The organism is Pseudomonas multiresinivorans (assembly GCF_012971725.1).
GTDB classification, from domain to species: domain Bacteria; phylum Pseudomonadota; class Gammaproteobacteria; order Pseudomonadales; family Pseudomonadaceae; genus Pseudomonas; species Pseudomonas multiresinivorans.
The window spans coordinates 4708859-4730068 of sequence record NZ_CP048833.1; the positions used below are offsets into that span (position 1 = coordinate 4708859).

Below are 21210 nucleotides of genomic sequence, written 5' to 3' on the forward strand. Positions count from 1 at the left end.
GCCGATCAGTTGGCGATGACAAACGTCTCGCTGGCCTGCCAGCCGTTGCCGCTCCATTGCGGGAAACCGGTGGCCTGGCGCCAGGCGGTGGAGCAGATCAGGCAGGTGGTCACGTTGGGGAATTCAGGCGTGATGCAATCGACCATGCCCTTCCACCACAGCGGCTGGCGCACGGTGATGTGGGCGTTCTCGCCGTTGGGCAGCAGCGCCTGCGCCGGATAACAGGCGACGTTGAGGATTACCAGCCGGTCTGCGCAGGAGTAAATGTCGCGCAGCACCTTGGGCACATCGGCGACGAAGATGTGTTCGAGCACGTCGAAGGACACCACGCAGTCGACTTTCCGACGCTCGTCGATACCTCGCGCCGGCTCGTAGCGATAAGCCGCCTGGAGGTTGAAGTACTGCACCGCCGACTGGCCGTTGTCGTCGAAGCCGGGCATGTTCCAGTCCGAACCGCCGCAGCCATAGTCGAGGACATTGCGGATGCCGTGCCCCTGCAGGATTTCGCGGACCTGCGGGCGGAACGGGCGCAACTCGAAGTCGCTGAAAGCCACCTCGACGTGCTGCTCATCGCTGCGGTCGTAGCCTTCGCGGGCCATCTGCCCGTACATCTCGATCAACTGGCGGCCCTTGGAACTGAAGTCGATATCGCCCATGTGCGTGTCTTCCGAAGTGAGTGCCCGCCTTTGCCGGCGGGCCGGATGAATCAGAGTTTGTTGAACAGGCTCAGCTGGCTGATCCGCGCAAATGCGGCCTGGGCCGCTTCGAGCATGGTCTGCTGCAGCACCAGCTGCGACGTCGCCGCGGCCATGTCGGTGTCACGGATCGACGACTGGGTCGTGGTGTTGGTCAGCGCCAGGCTCTGGTTTTCCTGGGTCAGCACGTCGATGGTGTTGAGCCGTGCGCCGATCGACGACTGGGTCGCGAGCACCTGGTCGCTCGCCTTGTCCAGGTTGGTGAGTGCAGTGGCCACCATGTTGCGGATGTTCAGCTGCGCCTGCGGATCGCCGGCCGTCGAGGTATCCAGCGCCTTGCGCAGGTCGCCGATGGTGTTGAGGATGTTCTGCCGCTCCGGCGAGCTGGCGGTGACACTGAACTGGTCTCCGGCTGCGGGTGCCGCGCTGATGCTCATGTCCACGCCGGCCACGGTCACGGTCTGCGGGAAGGTCGCGCCCAGCGTGCCAGTGGACAGCGGTGTGGCGCCCTGGCTGGTGGGCAGCGCATAGACCTCGTAGGCGGTGGCGCTGGTGAACTTGAGCTGCACGCCGCTGTTGGGGAACTGCGTGGTATAAGCGGTGTTGTTGCTCACCGTGGCCGAGGTGATCTGCGCGGTCGAAGTGTTGGTGGCATTGCGCTTGATCGACAGGCTGTCCGGCGCAGTGCCGAAGCTGAAGCTGTAGCCGCCGACCAGGCTGTCCATGTTGCTGGCGTCGTCGCTGGAAGGCAGCGAAACGTCGAGCTGGAACTGCGAGCCACGGAAGTTGATGGCGTTGCTGTCGGTGGACGTGGCGTCGTAGGTACCGTTGGTGGTGGCCTCGCTGGTGACGTCGTTGCCGTCCTTGTCGAGGATCTGGTACTGCGTGCCGCTGAGCACTTTCAGGGTATACGGCGCGCCATCGCGGAAGCTGGCGTTGTACTGGCTGTCGCTGGTGACGGTCCCCTGGGAAAGGAACACGCGCTGGGTGCCGTCAGTGCTCGGGTTGCTGGTCACCGAGCTGATGGTGCGACTGGCGTTGGCGGCCATCTCGAAGATGCTCCAGCCATTGTCGTTGGTCGACATCTGCAGGCTGTCGGAGATCTGCAGCTTGAGCGTGCTCTGGTCGCCCTGGTAGCTGAAGCTGCCGTCGGCGTTCTGCACGAACGGCTGCACGGTGCTCTTGCTGCCGGAGAACAGGTAGTTGCCGCTGGCGTCCTTGCTGTTCATCAGGGTCAGCAGCTGGTTCTGGATCGCGCCCAGTTCATCGCTGATGGCACCGCGGTCTTCGTCGGTCATCGAACCGTCGCCGGCGCGCAGCGTCAATTCGCGGGCGCGCTGCAAGGCAGTGGTGATGGAGTCGAGGACGCTCTGTTCCTGGTTCAGGCTGTTGGTCGCGCTGGTCATGTTGCCACTGTACTGGGTCAGCAGCGCCTGCTGCTGTTCCAGTTGCAGCAGGCGCGCGGCGCCGACGGGGTCGTCGGCGGGCGTCTGGATGCGCGTGCCGCTGGAGATCTGCTCCTGCAGCTTGGACAGGGTCGCATAGCCGCGGTTGTAGTTGTCGATGTTGGAGTTGAAGATCTGCGGGGTGGAAATTCGCACTACCATTTCGGCCTCCTCAGATGTTGTTGATCAAAGTGTCGAAGAGCGTCTGCGCGGTCTTGATGACCTGCGCGGAGGCCGTGTAGTACTGCTGGAACTTCACCAGGTTGGCCGCTTCCTCATCGAGGTTCACCGCCGACAGCGAATCGCGCGTGCCCTGCGCCTGGGTCAGCACCGCCTCGGTAGCGGTGGCGTCGAGCTTGGCCTGGTTGGCTGTGGCGCCGACGGTCTCCGTCAGGCTGCTGTATGCGCCGGTCAGGCTCATGCCGCTACCACTGCCAGTGCCGCTGCCAACGGTCTTGGCACTCTGCAGGTCGATCAGCTTCTGCGCGTTGGTGTTGTCGGCGTCGCCGTCGCTGTTGAAGGCCACGGAGAAGCTGTCGCCCTGCCCCGGATAGCCGGCGATGGTGGTCTCGAAGGTGAACGAGGGCGTGCCCGGCACGGTGATGCTGAGGTCGTTGCTCTGCCCCGGCACGATGTTGCCGGTGCCCAGCGGATTGCCGGCCGAGTCGTAGATGGTATAGCCCTGGGTGCCGCCACTGGCGGCATCGAACACCAGCTTGACCGGCAGGCCAGCCTTGATTGCCGCCGACATGGCCGCGCTGTTGGTCGCGTCCAGCTGCGAGGTCAGGCTGGTGCCGCTGATGGTGCCGCTGCCTTTGTTGCCGGTGGTGGTGCTGGCGGTCACCGCCGAGGCGAAGGCCAGGCGGTTGGAGTCGGTCATGGTGACCGAGATGTCCGCCGCGGCGGTGCGGGTCGGGATCACGGTGAAGCGGTCGCCAGCCTGCACCGTGCCGACGCTCTGCTGGCTGATGCTGAAGCCGTCGAACTCCTTCGGCGGGTTGTCGGTCAGGTCACCGCTGCCCAGTACCGTGCCATCGGAGGAGCGCTTGATGGTATAGCCGGTGGCGGAAGTGAAGGTCACCTCGTAGTCACTGGTGGTCAGCGCGCCGCTGTCGGTGATGTTGACGTTGAGGTTGCCGGTGCCGGTGTTGTGGGTGTTGGCCAGGCTGCGGTTGCCGATCACGCTGGCGTCGTTGATGTCCTTGAACAGCTGCGCGCCGAAGTTGCCATTGAGGTCCAGGCCCTGGGCCAGTTGGCTGTTGAAGGTATCGGCGAGAACGATCGCCATGCGCCCCAGTTCGTTCTGGGTGCTGTCCAGCACATCGCTGCGGTAGCGCAGCAGGCCGCCCATCTGGCCGCCGGTAACCACCGAGGTGACGTCCATGGTCGAGCTGCCGGAGCTCAGGCTCAGGCTGAACTGCGACGGGTTGTTGGCGCTCGGGCCGGCAGTCAGGGTGGAGGCGTTGGCGCCCACCACCAGCGGCTGGCCGGAACCCAGGTAGAGGTTGAGGCTGCTGCCCTGCTTGACCACGCTGACGCCGATCATGCCCGAGAGCTGCAGCACCGCCTGGTCGCGCTTGTCCTGCAGGTCGTTGGCGCTGGCGCCGCCGGCCTCGGCCGCGATGATCGCCTGGTTGTACTGGGCGATGGTCTTGGCCAGGTCGCTGACCTGCCCGGCCAGGCTGTCCATCTGCGTGTTGACGTAGCTGTTCTGGGTGCCCAGCTGGGTGGAGATCGAGTTGAAACGCTGCGCCAGGTTACTGGCCTGGGTCAGCACCAGCTGGCGCGACGCGGCGTCGGTCGGCGTGGCCGAGGCGGTCTGCAGCGAGGCGAAGAAATTCTGCATGACCTTGGACAGGCCGGTGGTGCTGTCCGACAGCAGCGAGTCGATCTGGTTGACCTGGGACAGGTAGGTCTGCGCATCGCTGTCCACCGAGGTCGCGCCGCGCAACTGGTTGGCCAGGAACTCGCTGTACATCCGGCGCACGTCCTGCACCGTGGTGCCGGTGCCGACGTAGTACTGCCCGGCGAACTGCTCGGCAGAGGTCACCTGCGACGTCGACTGGCGGGTGTAGCCGGCCGTGTTGACGTTGGTGATGTTGTTGCCGGTGGTGCTCAGTGCCGCTTGCGAGGCATTGAGTCCGGACAGTCCGATGGATAGTAGGCTCATGGGCTTTCCTTAGAGCGTTCCCTTGAGGTGGGCATCAAAGGGCGCGGGTCGGGGCGTCGGCCATCGCCACGGTCTGGTAGACCTGCATCTGCTTGGCGATCTGGTTCACCTTCCGTGCGTACTGCGGGTCGGTGGCGTAGCCGGCGCGTTGCAACTCCTTCATGAATTGGTCCGGGCGCGCGGCGGAATCCAGCGCGCCCTGGTAGCGGTCGTTGTTCTGCAGGAAGCTCACGTAATCCTGGAAGCTCTGCTCGAAGGAGTTGTAGGCGCGGAACGACGCCACCTCCCGGACCTGCTTGCCGTTCTCGAATTCGGTCGTGGTGGCGCGGGCGGAATCGCCCTTCCAGCTGGAGCCGCTCTTGATGCCGAACAGGTTGTGGCTGCTGCTGCCGTCGCGCTGGGCGATCATCTTCTTGCCCCAGCCGGTTTCCAGCGCGGCCTGGGCCACCAGGTAGCGAGGGTCGACGCCGATGCGCTTGGCGGCGCGCTCGGCCATGGGCAGCATGGTGCTGATGAAGTCGTCGGCGGAGGCGAACATCGACTTGCCCGGCTTGGTGGAGATGGCCGAGGTGTCGACGTCTGCGACCGGCACGCGGGTGTCGATCTGCTGCGTGTAGGCGCGGTTGCTACGCCAGTCGTTGCTGGCCAGCTGCGCCGGCTGGCCGGCGCTGGAAGCCACGGCGTTGCCGCTGTCGGCGCCCGGCACGATACCGGCGGCGATGCGCTGGGCGAGCTTGCCCGGCAGTGCCAGGCGACGCGAGTTCAGGGCCTGGCGATCATCGCGGCCGGCTTCGGGCTGGGGCAGGTCCTTGCCGTTGGACGACCACAGGCTGCGGGCTCTCTGGCGGTCGGAGGCGGCTGCGGTGGCAGTCGCGCTCGGCGTTGTGTCGGCAGTGGCCTGGACGCCTGTCTGGGCGAACGGGTTGTTGCCGGTGTGGCGCACGCCCTGCATCTTTTCCATCTGCTTGACCAGCACGTCGGCCAGGCCGATGCCATGGCCCTGGGTGGCCAGCGACACCGACAGCTGGTGGTCGTACATGTCCTGGTACTGCTTGGAGGCCTCGCTGTTCATCGGGTTGTCCTTGGCGAACACCTCGTTGGCCGAGCGCATGGACTTGAGCATCTCGTTCATGAACAGCGATTCGAATTCCTGGGCGACCTTGCGGATGTTGCCGGCGCTGTCGCGGGCCGAACCGGTCTTCATCGCCGACAGGCGATTGAGGTCGGTGTAGGACCCGTTGTCGGTGCTGGAAGTGCTGGAGGAAAGCAGTCTGGCGTCCACGTCGGCGTCCTCAGATCACGATCAGGTCGGCTTGCAGTGCGCCGGCCTGTTTCAGGGCTTCGAGGATCGCCATCAGGTCGCTGGGCGCGGCGCCCACCTGGTTAACGGCGCGGACGATTTCATCCAGCGTGGTGCCCGGGCCGAACTTGAACATCGGCTTGGCTTCCTGGTCGGCGTTCACCCGCGAACGCGGGACCACGGCGGTCTGGCCGTTGGAGAACGGGCCGGGCTGGCTGACGATGGGGTCTTCGGTGATGGTCACGGTCAGGCTGCCGTGGGTCACGGCGGCCGGCGACACACGCACGTTCTGGCCGATCACGATGGTGCCGGTACGCGAGTTGATGATGACCTTCGCTACGGCTTCGCCGGCCTGCACGTCGAGATTCTCCAGCACCGACATGTAGTCCACGCGCTGGTTCGGATCCAGCGGCGCACTCACGCGCACCGAGCCGCCGTCCACCGCCTGGGCGACGCCCGGGCCGAGCAGTTCGTTGATGCGGTCGACGATGTGCTTGGCGGTGGTGAAGTCCGGGCGGTTGAGGTTCAGGGTCAGGCTGTTGCCCTGGTCGAAGCCGCTCGGCACGGCACGTTCAACGGTGGCGCCCGCCGGGATGCGGCCGGCCGACGGAACGTTGACGGTGATCTTGGAGCCGTCGCGGCCTTCGGCATCGAAGCCGCCGACCACGAGGTTGCCCTGGGCGATGGCGTAGGTCTGGCCGTCGATACCCTTGAGCTGGGTCATCAGCAGGCTGCCGCCGCGCAGGCTCTTGGCGTTGCCGATGGAGGAGACGGTGACGTCGATGGCCTGGCCCGGCTTGGCGAACGGCGGCAGGTCGGCATGGATGGAAACCGCCGCGACGTTCTTCAGTTGCACGTTGCCCGAACCGGCCGGGACCTTGATGCCGAACTGCGCCAGCATGTTGTTGAAGGTCTGCAGGGTGAAGGGCGTCTGGGTGGTCTGGTCGCCCGAGCCATTGAGGCCGACGACCAGGCCGTAGCCGATCAACTGGTTGTTGCGCACGCCCTGGATACTGGCGATGTCTTTCAGCCGCTCGGCGTGAGCAACCGGCACCATGACCACTACACAGAACACCACCATGACGTAGGAGCGGACTTTGTCCGCGATCGCTACCAACGTTTTTCCAGAGGCCATCATCGTCATCACCCTCAGAACGGGAACAGCGGGCTGAGGAAGAAGCGATCGAACCAGCCCGGCTGGCTCGCATCGGCGAACGCACCGGTGCCCGAGTAGGTGATGCGCGCGTCGGCCACGCGGGTGGACGGCACGGTGTTGTCGGTGGCGATGTCGTCGGCGCGGACCAGGCCGGCGATGCGCACCAGTTCGTTGCCGGTGTTCAGGGTCATCCACTTTTCACCGCGCACGGCGATGATGCCGTTGGGCATGACGTCGGCGACGGTGACGGTGATCGAACCGGTCAGGCTGTTGCTCTGCCCGGCCTGGCTGTCGCCCTTGCTCTCGCGGTTGCCCGAATACTCGGCGGAGAGGCTCAGGTCACCGCTGCCCACCGGGTTGTTGGTGGTCAGGCTGCTGCCGAACATCGAGGTCAGGCCGAGCTTGTTCTTGCTGTCCTTGGAGATGTCCGAACTGGCCTTCTTGCTCGCCTGGGTCTTCTCGTTGAGGGTGATGGTGATGATGTCACCCACGCGGAAGGCCTTGCGGTCGCCGTAGAGGTTGTTCTCGAACCCGGCCTGGTAGATCGACCCGTTGTTCTGCGCAGCCGGCGAGGGCGTGCGCGGCAGCACCGGCGCGTAATAGGGGTCGTCCGGCTTGGGCGGCGGGCTCACGCACCCTGCCAACGCGGCGATGGCCAGCAGCGGAAGGAGGTGGGAACGGTTCATCTACAGCTACCTCTCGGGGAGAGCGACTACGGGTTTCGAATGACTTGCGTAAGTTCTGTTACTGCTTTGGAAACTTCGGTGCTCGGGCACTTCCCTCTCCCCTGCCCTCTCCCTGAAGGGAGAGGGAGCTGTCCGTGCCGGCTGACACAGAGGCATCCTCCTGCACCGAACGGTCCCCTCTCCCTTCAGGGAGAGGGTTAGGGAGAGGGAATCTTCAGAGCCATCCGACTACCCATCCTCAAACAGACGCTTAAAGGTTCTGCGTCACAAACGACAGCATCTGGTCGGCGGTGGAGATCACCTTGGAGTTCATCTCGTAGGCGCGCTGGGTGGTGATCATGTTCACCATCTCCTCCACCACGCTGACGTTGGAGTTCTCCAGGGTGTTCTGCAGCACGGTGCCCAGGCCGTTCAGGCCGGGGGTGCCAACCTGCGGCGCGCCGCTGGCGGCGGTCTCCAGGAACAGGTTGTTGCCGGTGGCCTGCAGGCCCGCCGGGTTGATGAAGTCGGCGGTCTGGATGTTGCCGATGATCTGCGGCGTGGCGTTGCCGGCGACAGTGACCGAGACGGTGCCGTCGTTGCCGACGGTGAAGGTCTGGGTTTCCGCCGGGACGACGATGGCCGGCTCCAGGGCGTTGCCGTTGGAGGTGACGATCTGGCCGTCGGAGTTCAGGTGGAAGCTGCCGTCACGGGTGTAGGCGACGGTGCCGTCCGGGGTCAGCACCTGCAGGAAGCCACGGCCGTTGATGGCCATGTCCAGCGGGTTGTCGGTGGTCTGCAGGCTGCCGGCGGTGAAGTTCTTCTGGGTGCCGACGATGCGCACACCGGTACCCAGCTGCAGGCCCGAGGGCAGCTGGTTGTCCTGGGTAGTGTTGGCGCCGGGCTGCCGCTTGATCTGGTAGAGCAGGTCCTGGAACTCCGCGCGGTCACGCTTGAAGCCCGTGGTGGACACGTTCGCCAGGTTGTTCGAGATGGTCGTCAGGTTCATGTCCTGGGCGGACAGACCGGTCTTGCTGACCCAAAGTGCCGGAAGCATGTTTTCTCTCCTCGGGCGCCGGATTCATGGCGCCTCGAACGGGTAATCAGGTGTTATCAGCTGAATTGCAAAACACGCGCCATGGCCTGGGAGTTATCCTCGGCGGTGCGCATCATCTTTACGTGCAGTTCGAACTGGCGGGACAGCGCCAGGATCGAGGTCATCTCTTCGACGGCGTTGACGTTGCTGGCTTCCAGCACGCCGGACTGCAGGCTGGCGTTGGCATCGGCCTGCGGCGCGGGCTGCCCGGCCTTCAGGCGGATCAGGCCATCGGCGCCCTTCTCCAGTTGCTTGGGATCGGGAGTGACCAGCTTGATACGGTCGACGGTGGCCAGCGCATTGGGCTGGTTGCCCAGGCCCCGGACGGTGATGGTGCCGTCGTCGCCGATCTCGATCTTCTCTTCCGGCGGCACGGCAATCGGCCCGCCATTGCCGATCACCGGCATGCCGTTGCCGGTGCGCAGCTGGCCGAGGGCGTCGATTTCCAGGCTGCCGGTGCGCACGTAGGCTTCGCCGCCGTCGGGCGCCTGCACGGCGATCCAGGCATCGCCCTTGGCGGCGACATCGAGGTCACGGCCGGTTTCCTGCAGGGCGCCGGCGGTGAAGTCGGTGGCCGGGCGCTCGCTCATGGCGTAGACGCGCGCCGGAAAGCTGTCACCGAAGACCGGCATCGCGCGCGCCTGTTCGAAGTCGCGACGAAAACCGCTCGTGGAAATGTTCGCCAGGTTGTTGGCGTGAGCCTGCATGGCCAGGGTGTTCTGGCTCGCTCCGCTCATGGCGACATACAGCATTCTGTCCAAGGCATTCCTCCAGTGCCGGGTCGGATTCCCGGCGGTGCTGGAGGGACTTCAGCAAGGGTTGTGCCAGAACGCTGAAAATAAGCGCAAGACGCTGATAGGGAAGGACTTATCAAAAAACAAAGGCTCCCGAAGGAGCCTCGATGGCCGTCAGGCGGCGAAGGACTGCCGCCTGCGGCAAAGGACGATTTGCCGACGGAGAGCACCGTTGCCGGCAGACCTCATCAACGCAGGTTGATGATGGTGTCGGAGATGGTGCTCTCGGTCTGTACGGTCTTGGCGTTGGCCTGGTAGTTGCGCTGCGCGACGATCAGGTTCACCAGCTGCGCCGTGAGGTCGACGTTGGATTCCTCCAGCGTGCCCGAGCCCACCGCGCCGAGGGTGCCGGAGGTCGGCGTGCCGATCACCGCCTCGCCCGAGGCCAGCGACTGCTTCCAGCCGGTGTTGCCTACCGGGGTCAGGCCCTGGGTGTTGGCGAAGTTGGCCAGGACCACCTGGCCGATCACCTTGGACTGGCCGTTGGTGTAGGTGGCGTACATCTGGCCGTCCTGGGCGAAAGACAGGCCGGACATCTGCCCGGTGGCGTAGCCGTCCTGGGTCACCGCGGTCACGGCGAAGGCGCCGTTGGTCTGGGTGGTCTTGGTCAGGTCGATACTGATGCCGCCGGTAGCACCCGCCGCACCGTTGTCTCCCCAGGTCACCGGGGTAGTGGTGGAGTCGGTGATGGCCGCCGGCTTCCAGCCCGTCAGGGTCATGGTCTTGTCGGCGTTGACGGTCATGCCGGTGGAGGCGATGCCCGTCAGTTGACCAGCACTGTTGAAGGTCAGGTCGCTGCTCAGCGGCGTGGTGCTGGTCGGAGTCTGCGGGTTACGGCCGTCGACCAGGGTGTACATGCTCCAGTTGTTGCTGGCGTCCTTGACGAAGTAGTTCGTCATGGTGTGCGAGTTGCCCTGGGAGTCGTAGATGTCCACGGAGGTCGACCAGTTGTAGCTGTCCGAGTCGGTGGCATCGAACGGCGTGGTCTTGGGCGTGGTGGCGTTGGAGTTCAGGCTCAGGGTCGAGGTGATCGACGAAGTCGGGCTCGGCGGCTGGTTGGCGGTGTCGACCTTCAGGTCGGTGATCACGCCATTGACGATACTGCCGTTGCCGTTGACGCCATAACCCTGCAGGCGGTTGCCCGAGCCATCGACGATGTAACCGCTGGCGTCGGTATTGAAGGTGCCGTTGCGGGTATAGACGCGGCTGCCGTTGTCGCTGGTCATGAAGAAGCCGTTGCCGCTCACCGCCAGGTCCAGGCTGCGCCCGGTAGTGCTCAGGTTGCCCTGGGTGAACTGCTGCGAGACGGACTGGGTGACCACGCCGTTACCCACGGCGATGCGGCCGGTGCCGAGCATCGAGGAGGCATAGAGGTCGGCGAACTCGGTGCGCGACGACTTGAAGCCGGTGGTGCCGACGTTGGCGATGTTGTTGCCGGTGACGTTCAGGTCCATCGACGCGGCGTTGAGTCCACTCAGGGCGGTGTTGAAAGACATGTGTTGCTCCTGTGCCGAAACGCGGCGTTATTTTCCGATGGTCTGAATGCTGGAGGCGGAAACGGCGCCGATGCCCGCCAGGTTCAGGGTCATTTCCCCGCCGTTCTGGCCCAGCGTGACGCTGTTGACCGTGGCCGGCAGGTAAGTGGTCAGGGCGGTGCTGGTGCCGTCCAGGGTCGCGGTGGCCTTGACGGTGTAGGAACCGGCATCCACCAGCTCGCCGCTGTCGTCCTTGCCATCCCAGGTGAAGTCGATGTTGCCGGCCTTCTGGCTGCCCATGTCGACGGTACGCACCAGGTCGCCGGAGTCGTCGTAGATCTTCAGCGTCACGCCATCGCCTTTGGACGGCATCACCAGCGAACCCTTGACGCCAGCGGACGGGTCGTCGACCTGCACCTTGCTGGAGTTGACGATCACCGAGCGGCCGACCAGCGACGAGGCCTGCAGGGCCTGCGAGGACTGGAACGAGGAGTAGAAGGTGCCCAGGGTAGTGTCGAGGTTCTGCATGCTCTCCAGGCTGCTGAACTGCGCCAGCTGGGAGACGAACTCGGTGTTGTCCTGCGGGTCCAGCGGGTTCTGGTTGTTCAGCTGGGTGACCAGCAGTTGCAGGAACGAATCCTTGCCCAGCGCACTGGTGCCGGTCTCGGTGGTGGACGACGAGTTCTTGGACCCTGCGTTCAGCGAAGACAGGATCGAGCTCGTGCTGTTGTCGGTATTGATGCTCATGGGGCGTCCTCTGCGCTTACTGACCCAGGGTCAGGACCTTCTGCATCATCTGCTTGGCGGTGTTCATCATTTCCGCGTTGCTCTGGAAGGAACGGCTGGCGGAGATCATGTCGGCCATCTCCTGCACCACGTTCACGTTCGGGTAGTAGACGTAGCCGTCCTTGTCGGCAGCCGGGTGGTTCGGCTCGTAGCGCGGCACCAGCGGGCTCTGGTCCTCGACTACGCCCAGCACCTGCACGCCGGAGCCCGCCTGGTCGGTCTCGCCGAACAGCGAACCCTGGTCGCTGCCGCCCTGCGCCTGGTTGAGCATCGCCGAGAACACCGGATGGCGGGCACGGTAGGTCTGGTCGATGCTCGAGGACACGCTCTCGGCGTTGGCAAGGTTCGAAGCGGTGGTGTTCAGGCGGGTGGTCTGGGCACTCATGCCGGTACCGGCGATGTTGAAGACACTGGCGAGGGACATGATTACTCTCCGCGCAGGGCGTTCATCAGCCCTTTGAACTTGCTGTTGAGGAAGGTGAAGGAGGCCTGGAACTGCACGGAGTTCTCCGCATAGTTGGCCTGCTCGATCTGCGCATCCACGGTGTTCTGGTCGATCGAGGGCTGGTTCGGAATGCGGTACTTCAACGATTCGTCACCCATGGCCAGGCCATCCGCCTCGATGTGGCGAGCGTTGGTCAGGGCGGTGCTGAAGGTGCCGTTCTTCAGCTTGTCGGACTGCGCCGCGAGCACCGAGGCGAAGTCCAGGTCACGCGCCTTGTAGTTGGGCGTGTCGGCGTTAGCCAGGTTGTTGGCCAGCACTTCAGCGCGCTGGGAGCGGAAGCTCAGTGCTTGCTGGTGGATGCCGAGGGCTTTGTCGAAGCTGATGCTCATGGTCGCGAACCTGTTTGCCGGTGTGGGCTTGCCAACACTTAAGCAAGGTGCGTGCCAAACATCTATTTCCTTGATATTCAATGGCTTGAGCAGCCATCAAGGGCGGCAAGGAGCGGCAAAAGGCGGCAAAGCGGCAACCGATTTCCTTGCCGCCCGCCTCCCGCCGTTGCCGCTCGACGCATCACGCGGCAACAAGCCGGCTCACTCCAGCGAAAGGTTCCTACGCTTGCGCCAACGCCAGGAACGCACTCGGCAACCGCGCCTGCCGCCGATCCTTCAGGCAATACAGGTACTCGTCGATCAGGCTCGCGCCCTTGATCTCCAGTACGCACAACTGGGGGTTATCCGGCACTTCCTGGCGGGCGATGATGCTCACGCCCAGGTTGCGGATCACCGCCTCGCGAATCGATTCACGGCTGCCAATTTCCAGCACCGAGGCGGGTACCACTCCGGCCTGCTGCAACATCGCCTCGGTCAGTTGGCGGGTGGTCGAACCCGCCTCGCGCATCAGCAGGCAGTGCTGGCGCAGGTCCCCCAGGTTCACCGACTGCATCGCCGCCAGCGGATGGCTGCGGTGCACTGCCAGCACCAGCGGATCGCTGCCCAGCACCACGCGGGTCAGGCGCGCGTCATCCACCTGTTGCGAAGAGGCGGCCAGGTCGACCCGGCATTCGATGAGCGATTCGAGCACCTGCTGGGAATTGCCGATCTCCACCGACACCTCGATCTGCGGGAAGCGCTCGCGGAAGTCCTTGATCAGCCCGAGCACATAATAAGGAGAGGTGGCGCCGATCCGCAGGGCGCCCTGCATCTGCCCGCAGTTGCGCAGATAGAACTCGATGTCGGCTTCCTGCTGCAGCAGCGCCTCGACCATCGGCAACAGGCGCGCGCCCTCGTCGCTCAGGGTCAGGCGCCGGCCGCCGCGATAGAACAGCTCCACCGCGTACTGGCTTTCCAGGTTGCGGATCTGGGTGGTCACGGTCGGCTGGCTGAGGCCGAGCTTCTTCGCCGCCTGGGTGATGCTGCCCAGCCTGGCAACCCGGTAGAACGCTTTTAGCTCTGCACTGAGCATGGGTGTGACCCGCTCCTCGAAAAATCTGCCAATAATTTTCCTGCACGCTGTCAGAAAATAGGCGCCAGCCCAGTGACGACGCGGCCTGCAGCCAGGCGACAAAACAACCAAAAAGGTCAATGTACCTGACCTGTATCACTGGCAACACCTGTTGGCGCTGGACAGCCCGGAGTTGAGCGACTTTCATTGCCCTTGGAAAAATCCCACCTGGAAACCGAAGGCGGCCTCACAAGGGTGCGCCCAAGGAGCAATTGATGAAGTACAAAGTCACCATGGTTTTCGGCACCCGTCCGGAAGCCATCAAGATGGCCCCCCTCGCCCGCGTCCTTCGCCGTACCCCGGAAATCGAACTGCGCATCTGCTCCACCGGCCAGCATCGCGAGATGCTACAGCAAGTGCTGAACTCCTTCGAACTGGAGGTCGACGAAGACCTCGACGTCATGACCCAGGGCCAGACCCTGAACAGCCTGTCCCTGCAGATGATGGGCAAGCTGGATGACAGCTACGACCGCCACCGCCCGGACATCGTGCTGGTGCACGGCGATACCACCACCAGCTTCATCGCCGCCCTCACCGCCTTCAACCGGCAGATTCCGGTAGGCCACGTCGAGGCCGGCCTGCGCACCGGCAACATCCACCAGCCGTGGCCGGAAGAGGCCAACCGCCGCCTCACCGCGGTGATCGCCGACCTGCACTTCCCGCCGACCAAGGCCTCGCGCGACAACCTCCTGCGCGAAGGGGTGAACATCGACCAGATCGAGGTCACCGGCAACACCGTGATCGACGCCCTGCTGTGGATGCGTGAACACCTGCACGAGACCGACTGGAAACCCGCCGCCGACTCGCCGCTGGCCAGGTTCACCGGCGACCGCCGCGTGGTGCTGATCACCGGCCACCGCCGGGAGAACTTCGGCAAGGGTTTCGAGCGCATCTGCCAGGCCCTGGCGGAGCTGGCCCAGCGCTTCCCCGACGTCGACTTCGTCTACCCGGTACACCTCAACCCGCAGGTGCAGAACGCCGTCTACGGCCTGCTCTCGGACAAGCCGAACATCCACCTGATCGCCCCGCAGGACTACCAGAACTTCGTCTGGCTGATGGACCGCGCCTACATCATCCTCACCGACTCGGGCGGCATCCAGGAAGAAGCCCCGGCGCTGGGCAAACCGCTGCTGGTGCTGCGCCGCGTCACCGAGCGCCCCGCCGTACTCGAAGGCGGCACCGTAGTGCTGGTGGGTACCAACACCGGCCGCATCGTCAGCGAAGCCAGCCACCTGCTGCGCGACGAGGAAGTCTACGAACAGATGAGCCGGGTCTTCAGCCCCTATGGGGATGGCCACGCCAGCGAGAAGATCGTCGCCCGGCTGCTGTCCTGGTTCGGTGAATCACGCACGCCAAGCGAGTTCGAATGAGCCTCGAACTGGTCGATATCCTCACCTACGTTCTGTATGCCCTGAAGTACCTGGCGATCATCCTGGCCGCGCTGATGTTCCTGCTCGGCCTGGATGACCTGTTCATCGACCTGGTGTACTGGGGCCGTGTGCTGGTGCGGCGCTTCCGCATCTACAACCGCTTCGACCGGGCCGACGAGGAACGCCTCTTCGCCGCCGCGGAGAAACCCCTGGCGATCATGGTGCCCGCCTGGAACGAGGTCGGCGTGGTCGGCGAAATGGCGCGCCTGGCGGCCTCGACGCTGGACTACGAGAACTACCAGATCTTCGTCGGCACCTACCCCAACGATCCGCAGACCCAGGCAGACGTGGATGCCGTCTGCCTGCACTACCCCAACGTGCACAAGGTGGTCTGCGCGCGCCCCGGCCCCACCAGCAAGGCCGACTGCCTGAACAACATCATCGACGCCATCCTGCGCTTCGAGGCCGATGCGAAGATCGAGTTCGCCGGCTTCATCCTGCACGACGCCGAAGACGTGATCTCGCCGCTGGAACTGCGCCTGTTCAACTACCTGCTGCCGGCCAAGGACCTGATCCAGATCCCGGTCTACCCCTACGCCCCGGAATGGACCGGCTTCACCGCCGGCCACTATGTCGACGAGTTCGCCGAGAACCACGGCAAGGATGTGCCGGTGCGCGAGGCGCTGACCGGCCAGGTGCCCAGCGCCGGCGTCGGTACCTGCTTCAGCCGCCGCGCCATTGCCGCACTGCTGGAAGACGGCGATGGCATTGCCTTCGATGTGCAGAGTCTCACCGAGGACTACGACATCGGCTTCCGCCTCAAGCAGAAGGGCATGAAGTGCATCTTCGCCCGCTACTCCATCACCGACCCGCAGCTGGCGCTGAAAAGCACCTGGGTGCCAGGCATGGACCGGCGCTTCTCCCAGGTCATCTGCGTGCGCGAGCACTTCCCGCGCACCTGGCAGCACGCCATCCGCCAGAAGTCCCGGTGGATCACCGGGATCGTCTTCCAGGGCACGCGCAACCTGGGCTGGAGCAGCAAGGGCATGCTCAACTACTTCCTCTGGCGCGACCGCCGGGGGCTGATCGCCTACCTGCTGAGCTTCCTGGTCAACCTGCTGTTCCTGGTGCTGATCACCATGTGGCTGATCACCACCCTGTCGCCCAACGCCTGGCGCTTCCCCTCGATCCTCGAAGGCAGCCAGTTGCTGGTGGTGCTGCTGTTCCTCAACGGCCTGATGCTGCTCAACCGGCTGTTCCAGCGCTTCTGGTTCGTCACCCGTTTCTACGGCATCTTCGAAGGCCTGCTGTCAGCGCCGCGGATGATGTGGAGCAACTTCGTCAACTTCTTCGCCAACCTGCGCGCACTCAAGCAGGTGATGGAAATGGGCGACTCGCGCCGCGTGGCGTGGGACAAGACCACCCACGAGTTCCCCGCCCTCGCCGGCCCGCAGCGCACACCGCTGGGCCAGCGCCTGAAGGAAAAGGGCCTGATCACCGAGGAGCAGCTGCAATCGGCGCTCACCAGCCCGGTGCGCCGGCGCCTGGGCCGCGAGCTGCTGCTGCGCGAGCTGATCACCAGCACGCAACTGGTGGAAACCCTGGCCGAGGAACTGGGCGAGGAATGGGCACCGCTCAACCCCTTCGCCCTCGATGCGAAGTTGATCGAAGCATTGCCGCGCAAGCTGGCGCTGCGCTATGCCGTGCTGCCGGTAGCCCTGGAGGGCGACACTCTGGTGCTGGCCAGCGAACAGCAGATCAGCCAGGTATCCCTCGGCGCCATCAGCCGCCAGCTCAAACGTCCGGTGCGCGGGCGTCTGGCTCCCCAGGGGCGCGTCACTCTCGGCCTGCGCCACTGGTATGGCGGGCGCCACCAGAGCGACGAAACCCGCGCCATCGTCGACGCGCTCCGTCAGCGCAACGGCGATGAAACCCTGATGGAGCGCCTCTGTGGACATGTGGTGATGTTCGGCACCCTGCTGCAGGTCCGCGGGATGGTCCCGCCGAGCCTGTTCAACCAGGCCCTGATCGATTTCGACCCCGAGCAGGACTCCCTCGGCGAACATCTGATCAAGCGCGGCATCATCACCCAGCAGGTGCTCGAAGAAGCACTCGAGGAACAGGCCAGCGAACATCACGAGGCCTATCGCATTGCCCGGGAGGCCGTGTGAAACCGCAACAAACCCTGCTTTACGGCCTGATCCTGGCGAGCATCGCCGCTCCGCTGGCGCAGGCCGCCGACGACCAGCTCAGCGAATTCCAGCGCTTCCGCAGCTTCCCCTACCTGGACAAGGGCTACAAGGAAGCGAAGAAGAACAACTGGGCGGAAGTCGAACGCCTGATGCGCCACCTGCTCGACCGCGTACCCAACAACACCGAAGCGCGTTCCCTGCTGATCCAGTCCCTGGCCAAGCAGCAGCGCTATGCCGATGCGGAAAAGGAAGCCCAGGCCCTGGCCGGCACCGATGCCGGCGCCGAGGCACTGACCAACCTGCGCCTGGACCTGATCGAGAACGGCCCGCCGCCCGAAGTGCAGGTCAATCAGTGGCTGGCCCATGCCGATGCCAACGAGCGTGTGCGCCTGTGGCAGGCCTACAGCCTCAAGCTCGGCCAGACCCAGGGCGCGGCCAAGGCGCTGGAATGGCTCGGCACCTTGCCGCCGGGCAGTGACGGCCGTGTACTGCGCGAAGCGCGGGCGAACTGGGCCGAACAGCTGCGTGACTGGGATACCACCATCGCCCAGCTGGCGCCGCTGGCCGCCGCCCACCAGCTCTCCGCCGTGGACTGGAACCGGCTGGCCAACGCCTATGCCCAGCGCCTGGACGAAAAGCCGCTGGAGCAACTGATCCAGCAGGCCCCGGATGCGGAGTCGGCACGCAAGGCCCGGCTGGCGATCATCGACCGCGCCATCGCCGTCAAGCAGACCGAAGTGGCCAAGCGCTGGCTGCTTACCCTGCCCGAGCAGGACCGCCGCGACCCGACGCGCCAGGCACAGTTGCTGGAAGTCGCGCGCGACAGCAGCGACGCAGCGCTGGTTACGCAGCTCAGCGACGCGCAGAACCGCCCGTGCCTGGAAACCACCGAATGGTTGTCACGCCACGACCAGGCAGCGGCACTGGCGAAGCTGCAGCAGTGCAAGCCCACTGACGATCCGAAGACCTGGCTGGTCCTGGCCCAACACCTGGAGGCCACCGACCTGCTGGAAAACACCCGGCTGCCCGAACCCTGGGACACCGCCCGCCGCGACCAGCTGGTGGACTCCTGGCGACGCCAGGGCCGCACCGACCTGGCCCTGGCCTGGCTATCCCGCCAGCCGCAGACACCCGATACCGTGCGCCAGCGCGCCGAGCTGCTGCAGGCCCGTGGCCGCACCGGCGAAGCGGCCGCGCTGTGGGAGCAGCGCTATCGCCAGACCGGCGACCTCAAGGCGCTCGACCAAGCGAGCTATCTTGCGCTCAACGCCGGGCGCACCGAGCGCGCCAAGCAACTGCTGGAAAGCGCCTACGACCGACGCGGCGGCAACTTGCCGCCCACGCTGCTGCAGCGCCTGGCCGGCATCCATGCACGCAATGACACGCCGCTGGACGTCGCCCGCATCGAAGCCCTGCTGCCCAAGGCCGACCCGGTCTCGCGCGGCTACCTGCTCGGTCGCCTGGCCGAAGCCGGGCGCTGTGATGCCCTGCAGCGCTACCTGAGCCCGGATTCCAACACCCCCGGCGAACTGCGCGCCCTGGGCCGCTGCGCCATGCCCGCGCGCCCCGGCGAAGCGGTGGTCTACTACCAGGCCGCCATCGCCCACGGCGACAAGGACAGCCAGCTGCCGCTGGCCTATGCGCTGGAAGCCGCCGGCGACCCGGCCGGCGCCCTGCGCATCTTCAATGCCCTGCCCGCCAGCGAACTCAACGACAACGCCCGCCTCACCGCCAGCCGCGCCGCGCTGCTCACCAACGACAATGCCGGCGCCGAGCGCTACTGGCAGCAGGCGAGGAAAAGCAGCGCGGACGATTGGGCACTGGGCGCCAACATCGCCGATGCCCGTGGCGACTATCCCCTGGCCCTTACCCGGCACCGCGAGGCCCTGCAACACGAGCCCAACGGCCAGCACTACTACAATGCCGCCGGCAGCGCCCAGAAGGCCGGCGACAAGCAGCAGAGCAAACTCTGGCTGGCCGAGGCGGTACGCCGCGAGCCGAACAACCCGCGCTTCCGCGCCGACTACGGCATGCGCCTGGCCGGCACCGATACGCCGCAAGAGCGGCGTACTGCGATTCCCTACCTGGAACGCGCCACCCGCGACTACCCGGAAGACTTCCGCCTGGGCGAAACCCTGGCCTGGCGCTACGACGAGGCCGAAGACAGCTTCGCCGCCCGCCGCGAGTTGCGCCGGGTCATCGACCTGGAGCAGGACCCGGTGGCCGCCGACGACGAATACGGCAGCCTCGAAGCTCGTCGCTTCCGTCAGCGCCGTGCGCATCAGACGTTGTCCCAGCGCGACAACCTGACCATCGCCAGTACCTGGTCGCCGGCAGGCATCACCACCGTGGCCGTCCCCATCGGTGAAAACAAGGTCGGCAACAAGCGCCGCGCCCAATCGCAGAACCTGCAGACCTTCATCTGGGACCACGCACTGGGCGATGAACCGACCCGCAACGGCAGCACCCTCTCGGTGTATGGCCGGGCGATCGCCGGCAACGAAGGGCGCAAGGAATACACCCAGACCCTCGCCGCCGGTTTCGGCCTGCGCTACAAGCCCTTCGGCGACTACAACCTCAACCTCTACAGCGAGCTGTACAAGCAGAACACGGTGAACGGCGACGTCGATCCTGAAGACGCCTTCGAGGGGCTGCGCTGGCACGAGATCGGTACGCCGGAGAAATTCGAGCGCTACATCCGCCAGCGCGACAAGTACGGCCAGACCAGCACCGACTTCCTGTTGCGCGCCACGGCCTCCTTCCTCGACCAGGGCGAGTACCGCGACGACTGGCGCGTGGACGAGAGCGACTGGGACGAACGCTTCCTCTACACCGACTTCGCCTGGTGGACCCACGCCGGCGACCACCAGTGGGTCTCGCGCTACCAGCAGGGCCACACCTGGAAACTGCCGGTGGATTCGCCGCAAACGATCATGCCCTACGGCTTTGCCGAGTTCTCCACGCAGGACCCGAGCAACGACTGGCGCCAGGACCTGCGCAGCGGTGTCGGCCTGCGCTGGCAATACTGGTACGGCGAGGATCGCTACAACGCCTACCGCGCCCACGTCACCGTGCGCACCGAATACCAGTTGGGCATGGCCGGCAATCTCTACGAAAAGGCCAACGGTTGGCTGGTGGGACTCGAGGTGAATTTCTGATGCGCCGCCTGATTCTCTCCCTCGCCCTGCTCCTCTCCGCCTTCGCTGCCCAGGCCGACGATCGCCTGTTCTATCAGCCGCTGAACGTCGATGCGTCACTCAGCGAGGCGCAGTGGCAACAGATCTGGCGCGCCAGCGCGGCCCAGGGTGCGAAGACGCTGATCGTGCAATGGACCGCCTATGGCGACTCCGACTTTGGCGGCGCCGGCGGCTGGCTCGCACATGCCCTGAAAAGCGCCCACGACAACGGCCTGCAACTGGTACTCGGCCTGTACATAGACCCGGCCTACTACCAGCGCCAGAGCGAACTGGACACACCCGGCCTGGAGGCCTACTGGCAGCACCAGCTCGGCCGTTCCCTGGCGCAGCAACGGCAAGTGAGCGAGCAATGGAAACTCCCTGTCGCCGCCTGGTACCTGCCGATGGAGCTGGATGACTGGCACTTCCAGGCCGCCGAACGCCGACAAGCCCTGCAACGCCAGCTCAAGGACTTCGCCGGCCAGATGAAGGCGCCGCTGCAATTGAGCGCATTCTCCGGCGGCAAGCTCGCGCCGCAGGTATACGGCAACTGGCTGGGCGAGATCGCCGGTCTCGGTGTACAGGTCTGGTGGCAGGACGGCGCCGGCACCGGCGCGCTGCCCGAGCGGGTACGCCAGGCTTACGCTGCCGCTCTCCCCTGCTCGGTTGGCATCGTCCGCGAAGCCTTCCGCCAGACCAGTGCCGCCGGCCAGACCTTCCGCGCCGAGCCTGCCGCACCGTCCAGCGTCTCCACGGGCTGTCACGCCAGTGCCGTCTTCGAAGTGCGTTATCGGCCCTGGGGCAAACTCCTGCTGGACAACCAGCGGGCGCAAGCCGGCACCGCCCTGCACCCTTGAGACCAACCCCCGCGCGCGACCTGCCGGACACCGCGCGGAGGCCACCGAGTTCGTCTATTCTCGCGCGAGCGATCCCGCCCCCGTACAG

At 65.4% G+C, this 21210-nt stretch carries 17 protein-coding genes; 4 read left to right on the plus strand and 13 right to left on the minus strand.

Annotation, left to right across the window (positions count from 1 at the left end):
• Positions 1 to 5: 5 nt before the first annotated feature.
• The 13 genes from G4G71_RS21410 to G4G71_RS21470 all read right to left on the minus strand — a co-directional run bounded on the left by G4G71_RS21410 (position 6) and on the right by G4G71_RS21470 (position 13488).
• Positions 6 to 656 (minus strand): class I SAM-dependent methyltransferase, encoded by a 651-nt coding sequence (locus G4G71_RS21410; RefSeq protein ID WP_169939971.1) that lies wholly within the window; start codon positions 654 to 656, stop codon positions 6 to 8.
• A gap of 50 nt (positions 657 to 706) precedes the next feature.
• Positions 707 to 2302: a flagellar hook-associated protein 3 gene (locus G4G71_RS21415; protein WP_240964825.1), complete on the minus strand. Its 1596-nt coding sequence runs from the start codon at positions 2300 to 2302 to the stop codon at positions 707 to 709.
• Positions 2303 to 2312: 10 nt separating this feature from the next.
• Positions 2313 to 4310 carry a flagellar hook-associated protein FlgK gene (flgK, locus tag G4G71_RS21420; protein ID WP_169939973.1) on the minus strand — a complete coding sequence of 666 codons (1998 nt, stop codon included), beginning with the start codon at positions 4308 to 4310 and terminating at the stop codon, positions 2313 to 2315.
• Between the two features lie 34 nt (positions 4311 to 4344).
• Entirely contained in the window at positions 4345 to 5592 is a 1248-nt protein-coding gene (gene flgJ, locus G4G71_RS21425) for a flagellar assembly peptidoglycan hydrolase FlgJ (RefSeq protein ID WP_169939975.1), read from the minus strand.
• Positions 5593 to 5602: 10 nt separating this feature from the next.
• Positions 5603 to 6691: a flagellar basal body P-ring protein FlgI gene (locus G4G71_RS21430; protein WP_401033756.1), complete on the minus strand. Its 1089-nt coding sequence runs from the start codon at positions 6689 to 6691 to the stop codon at positions 5603 to 5605.
• A gap of 68 nt (positions 6692 to 6759) precedes the next feature.
• A complete protein-coding gene (gene flgH / locus G4G71_RS21435; protein ID WP_169939979.1) occupies positions 6760 to 7452 on the minus strand; it encodes a flagellar basal body L-ring protein FlgH in 693 nt (230 codons plus the stop codon).
• Between the two features lie 250 nt (positions 7453 to 7702).
• Positions 7703 to 8488, minus strand: coding sequence for a flagellar basal-body rod protein FlgG (flgG, locus tag G4G71_RS21440; RefSeq protein ID WP_024764918.1), 786 nt, complete (start codon positions 8486 to 8488; stop codon positions 7703 to 7705).
• Positions 8489 to 8544: 56 nt separating this feature from the next.
• Positions 8545 to 9288, minus strand: a complete 744-nt coding sequence (gene flgF / locus G4G71_RS21445; RefSeq protein WP_169939981.1) for a flagellar basal-body rod protein FlgF — start codon at positions 9286 to 9288, stop codon at positions 8545 to 8547.
• 221 nt (positions 9289 to 9509) lie between these two features.
• Positions 9510 to 10817: a flagellar hook protein FlgE gene (flgE, locus tag G4G71_RS21450; protein ID WP_169939983.1), complete on the minus strand. Its 1308-nt coding sequence runs from the start codon at positions 10815 to 10817 to the stop codon at positions 9510 to 9512.
• Between the two features lie 27 nt (positions 10818 to 10844).
• Positions 10845 to 11543, minus strand: coding sequence for a flagellar hook assembly protein FlgD (gene flgD / locus G4G71_RS21455; protein WP_169939985.1), 699 nt, complete (start codon positions 11541 to 11543; stop codon positions 10845 to 10847).
• Positions 11544 to 11559: 16 nt separating this feature from the next.
• A complete protein-coding gene (flgC, locus tag G4G71_RS21460) occupies positions 11560 to 12006 on the minus strand; it encodes a flagellar basal body rod protein FlgC (RefSeq protein ID WP_024764914.1) in 447 nt (148 codons plus the stop codon).
• A 2-nt stretch (positions 12007 to 12008) separates the two neighbouring features.
• The gene (gene flgB / locus G4G71_RS21465) at positions 12009 to 12416 is read right to left on the minus strand and encodes a flagellar basal body rod protein FlgB (protein WP_024764913.1); all 408 of its coding nucleotides are present in this window, start codon (positions 12414 to 12416) and stop codon (positions 12009 to 12011) included.
• A gap of 220 nt (positions 12417 to 12636) precedes the next feature.
• A complete protein-coding gene (locus G4G71_RS21470) occupies positions 12637 to 13488 on the minus strand; it encodes a LysR family transcriptional regulator (RefSeq protein ID WP_054907260.1) in 852 nt (283 codons plus the stop codon).
• A gap of 254 nt (positions 13489 to 13742) precedes the next feature.
• Here G4G71_RS21470 and wecB point away from each other — a divergent pair, with 254 nt between their 5' ends.
• The 4 genes from wecB to G4G71_RS21490 are packed head-to-tail and all read left to right on the plus strand — an operon-like array spanning position 13743 to position 21122.
• Positions 13743 to 14897 carry a non-hydrolyzing UDP-N-acetylglucosamine 2-epimerase gene (gene wecB, locus G4G71_RS21475; protein ID WP_169939987.1) on the plus strand — a complete coding sequence of 385 codons (1155 nt, stop codon included), beginning with the start codon at positions 13743 to 13745 and terminating at the stop codon, positions 14895 to 14897.
• On the plus strand, positions 14894 to 17068 hold the full coding sequence (gene nfrB, locus G4G71_RS21480) for a cyclic di-3',5'-guanylate-activated glycosyltransferase NfrB (protein ID WP_169939989.1): 2175 nt from the start codon (positions 14894 to 14896) through the stop codon (positions 17066 to 17068). The genes wecB and nfrB overlap by 4 nt, the downstream gene beginning before the upstream one ends.
• Entirely contained in the window at positions 17065 to 20247 is a 3183-nt protein-coding gene (locus G4G71_RS21485) for an NfrA family protein (RefSeq protein WP_169939991.1), read from the plus strand. Before nfrB ends, G4G71_RS21485 begins: the two co-directional genes overlap by 4 nt.
• Complete coding sequence (locus tag G4G71_RS21490) at positions 20247 to 21122, plus strand: DUF4434 family protein (protein ID WP_169939993.1); 876 nt, start codon at positions 20247 to 20249, stop codon at positions 21120 to 21122. Before G4G71_RS21485 ends, G4G71_RS21490 begins: the two co-directional genes overlap by 1 nt.
• Positions 21123 to 21210 lie beyond the last annotated feature (88 nt).